The sequence below is a fragment of the Mycobacterium sp. E3298 genome (genome assembly GCF_001666895.1).
Lineage (GTDB): Bacteria > Actinomycetota > Actinomycetes > Mycobacteriales > Mycobacteriaceae > Mycobacterium.
The window spans coordinates 1-3,078 of sequence record NZ_LZJB01000626.1 but is presented as its reverse complement, the minus strand read 5'-3'; the positions used below and the strand labels follow the sequence as shown (position 1 = coordinate 3,078).

Annotated in this window: 4 protein-coding genes; 2 read left to right on the top strand and 2 right to left on the bottom strand. The window is 70.9% G+C overall.

Annotated elements, in window-relative coordinates:
- On the top strand, nucleotides 1–1,182 hold a 1,182-nt coding region (locus A9X05_RS28940; protein WP_067785816.1), incomplete at its 5' end, for a redoxin domain-containing protein.
- Here the strand turns inward: A9X05_RS28940 and A9X05_RS28935 are convergent.
- Together A9X05_RS28935 and A9X05_RS28930 are read right to left on the bottom strand one after the other, a co-directional pair.
- Nucleotides 1,179–2,039, bottom strand: a complete 861-nt coding sequence (locus tag A9X05_RS28935) for a hypothetical protein (protein ID WP_067785814.1) — start codon at nucleotides 2,037–2,039, stop codon at nucleotides 1,179–1,181. The two genes, A9X05_RS28940 and A9X05_RS28935, sit on opposite strands and share 4 nt — an antisense overlap.
- Nucleotides 2,040–2,060: 21 nt before the next feature.
- Complete coding sequence (locus tag A9X05_RS28930; protein WP_067747980.1) at nucleotides 2,061–2,585, bottom strand: mycothiol transferase; 525 nt, start codon at nucleotides 2,583–2,585, stop codon at nucleotides 2,061–2,063.
- Between the two features lie 54 nt (nucleotides 2,586–2,639).
- On the opposite strand from A9X05_RS28930, the gene A9X05_RS28925 reads away from it, so the two are divergent.
- On the top strand, nucleotides 2,640–3,078 hold a 439-nt coding region (locus A9X05_RS28925), incomplete at its 3' end, for an amidohydrolase family protein (protein ID WP_156737071.1).

Here is a 3,078-nt window from a genome sequence, read left to right as displayed (position 1 = left end):
GCCGCGTTCCGTCGCCACCAGCGCGTGATCCAGGTCGCCGGCGGCATCACGATGGTCGTGCTGGCCGTCGCGCTGGTCTTCAACCTGCCGGCGATGCTGCAGCGCGCCATCCCCGACTACACGACGGCGATGCAGAACAAGATCGGCGCCGACGACATCCAGCGCACGCTGAACGCAGGCCCGGCGACACCCCCGCCCGGGACGAGCGGCCTGCAACTCAGCCCGGGCGGGGTCACCATCGACGGCGCGCTGACCGACTGCATGGAGGGCGCCACGCAGTTGCAGCAGTGCGGCCCGGCACCCGCCATCGCCGGCATCGCCGGGTGGCTCAACACCCCGGACGGCGAGCCGCTGGACCCGGCGGCGGTGCGCGGCAAGGTGGTGCTGATCGACTTCTGGGCGTACTCGTGCATCAACTGCCAGCGCGCCATCCCGCACGTAATCGATTGGTACAACCGGTATCACGACGCCGGGTTCGTCGCCATCGGGGTGCACACCCCCGAGTACGCCTTCGAACGGGTGCCCGCCAACGTGGCCAGCGGCGCCGCCGCGCTGCACATCCCCTACCCCGTCGCGCTGGACAACGGCTACACCACCTGGAACAACTACCAGAACCTCTACTGGCCGGCGGAATACCTGATCGACGCGACCGGCCAGGTGCGACACACGAAGTTCGGCGAGGGCGACTACGACGGCACCGAGAAGCTGATCCGCGAGCTGCTCGTCGGCGCGCATCCCGGCACCCGGCTGCCCGGGCCGACACATTCGCCGGACACCACGCCGCAGACCCGGCTCACGCCCGAGACGTATCTGGGGGTCGACCGAGCCCGAAGCTACGGCGGCACAGGCGAATACAAGGCGGGCACCGCGACGTTCGACTACCCGGCGTCACTGCCGGCCGACAAGTTCGCGCTGCGCGGCCGGTGGAAGCTGGACGACCAGGGCGCCACCGCCGACAGCGATGACACCGGCATCCGGCTGAGCTACACCGCCAAGGACGTCTACGTCGTCGTCGGCGGCACGGGCACCCTGACCGTGTCCCGGGACGGCAAGACGACGACGACGGCGATCGGCGGCCCACCCACGCTGCACCCGATCGTGGCCGACGAGGCCGCGCGCAGCGACCAGCTCGACATGCGGGTCAGCCCTGGGCTGCAAGTGTTTTCGTTCACCTTCGGCTAGCCGGCCGGCTTCTTGGCCAGGCTGCCCAGCATCGCGACGACCACACCGCCGATCACCAGCGCGACGCCCACGAGCAGCGTGAGGTTGAGCCATTGGTGCAGGCCCGCCTCGGCGTGGGAGACCATCACCTCGGCGATGCGCCGGATGTCGTCGGTGGTGCGGTTGAGCGCGTCGCCGACGTGGCGGGCCGCGATCTCGATGCCCGCCCAGCCGGCGGCGCCGACCAGCAGCGCGGAGACCCCGAGGCTGGTGAGTGCCTTACCGCGGCGTCGCGCGGTGGCCAGCAGCAGCACGGCGCAGACGACGCTGAGGGCGGCCGCGCCGACGCTCACCCACGGACCCCACGTGCCGAGCGGGCTCAACCGCCCCGGCCGCAGCGACCCGTGGGCCGAGGGCGCCGATGCCGTCAACGGAACCGTCAGCGTCGCGGGCACTTTCACGTTGTGGCGGCTCAGTATCCGCTGCATCGCGGCGTCCTTGAGCATCGGCGCCACGTCGATCGACCACGACTCGCCTGCGCCGTCGGCGGTGAACAACCAGCGATGCGCCGCCCGGTTCGCCTGGGCGAACAACGCCGGGAAGGCGGGCCCGGCCGTGAACGCGACAGCGGCCAGGTGCACCTCCGCCCCCTCGACCGGCTGGCGTCCGCCGGTGTGCTCCGCGATGAGCGCCATCGCGCGGTTGGCCAGTTCGTCCGCGGCGGCGGACTGCAGCGCGGGGTCGCCGGCGGCCCGCTGGGCCAGCGCGACGTAGCCGCCCTCGCTGACCACGTTCAGCTGCAGCCACACCGCCGGAACGGCCACGGCCAGCGCGACCGTGGTCGCCAGCCACAGCACCGCCCTGAAGACGGCGGCCACGATGCCCACGCCGGGAGATCCTTAAGGCGCGATTCCGCGAACGTAGGCGGCCTGCCCGAGGTGTTGGGCGCAGTCGTCGATGATGCTCACCAACCGGGCGCTGGCCGTCACCGGCGGGTCCCAGTTGGTGTCGACCACCCGCTCCAGCTCGGCTGCGGTCACGCCGGCGACGTATTCGAGCGCGAGCTTGTGCACGGCGTGGTAGTAGCCGGACAGCAGATCCACGGGCGCCTTGACCTTGGCGACCTGCTCGGGGCCGTGCCCGTAGCCGGTGTCGTTGCGCGGCAGGTCAAGCCCGAACCGGTCCACCCACCCGTCGCGCAGCCACACCTGCTCGACCCCGGCCACGTCGGCCAGCTGGATGTCTTGCACCCTCGCGCTGTGCCAGAGCAGCCAGGCGATGCTGTTGGCGCCCGGGGACACCCGGTAGTCGGCGACCGCGTCGGTCAGGCCGTCGGCGACGTCGTCGACGTGTTCGATCAACCGGGTGAACGCGTCGCGGAGCAGTTCTTGGACGGCGGCATCGGGGCTGGAGGTGTTGGCCATACCAGCGACACTAGATCCTGGCACGACCGGCGGGCGCGGTCGTAGATTATTTGCATGACTTACGACCTGATCATCCGCAACGGCACCATCGTCGACGGGCTGGGTGGTGAGCCGTACGTCGGCGACGTCGCGGTTACCGACGGGGTGATCGCGGCCGTCGGTCGGGTCAACGGCGAGCGCGCCGAGCGGGAGATCGACGCCACCGGCCTGCTGGTCACCCCGGGCTTCGTCGACCTGCACACCCACTACGACGGCCAGTCCATCTGGTCGGAACGCCTGACGCCGTCGTCGGCGCACGGCGTGACCACGGTGGTCATGGGCAACTGTGGCGTCGGATTCGCGCCGTGCCGCCAGTCCGACCACGATGTCCTGGTCGACGTGATGGCCGGGGTCGAGGACATTCCCGGCGTCGTCATGACCGACGGCCTGCCCTGGACCTGGGAGACGTTCCCCGAATACCTGGACGCGCTGGACGCCGGCAAGCGGGACGTCG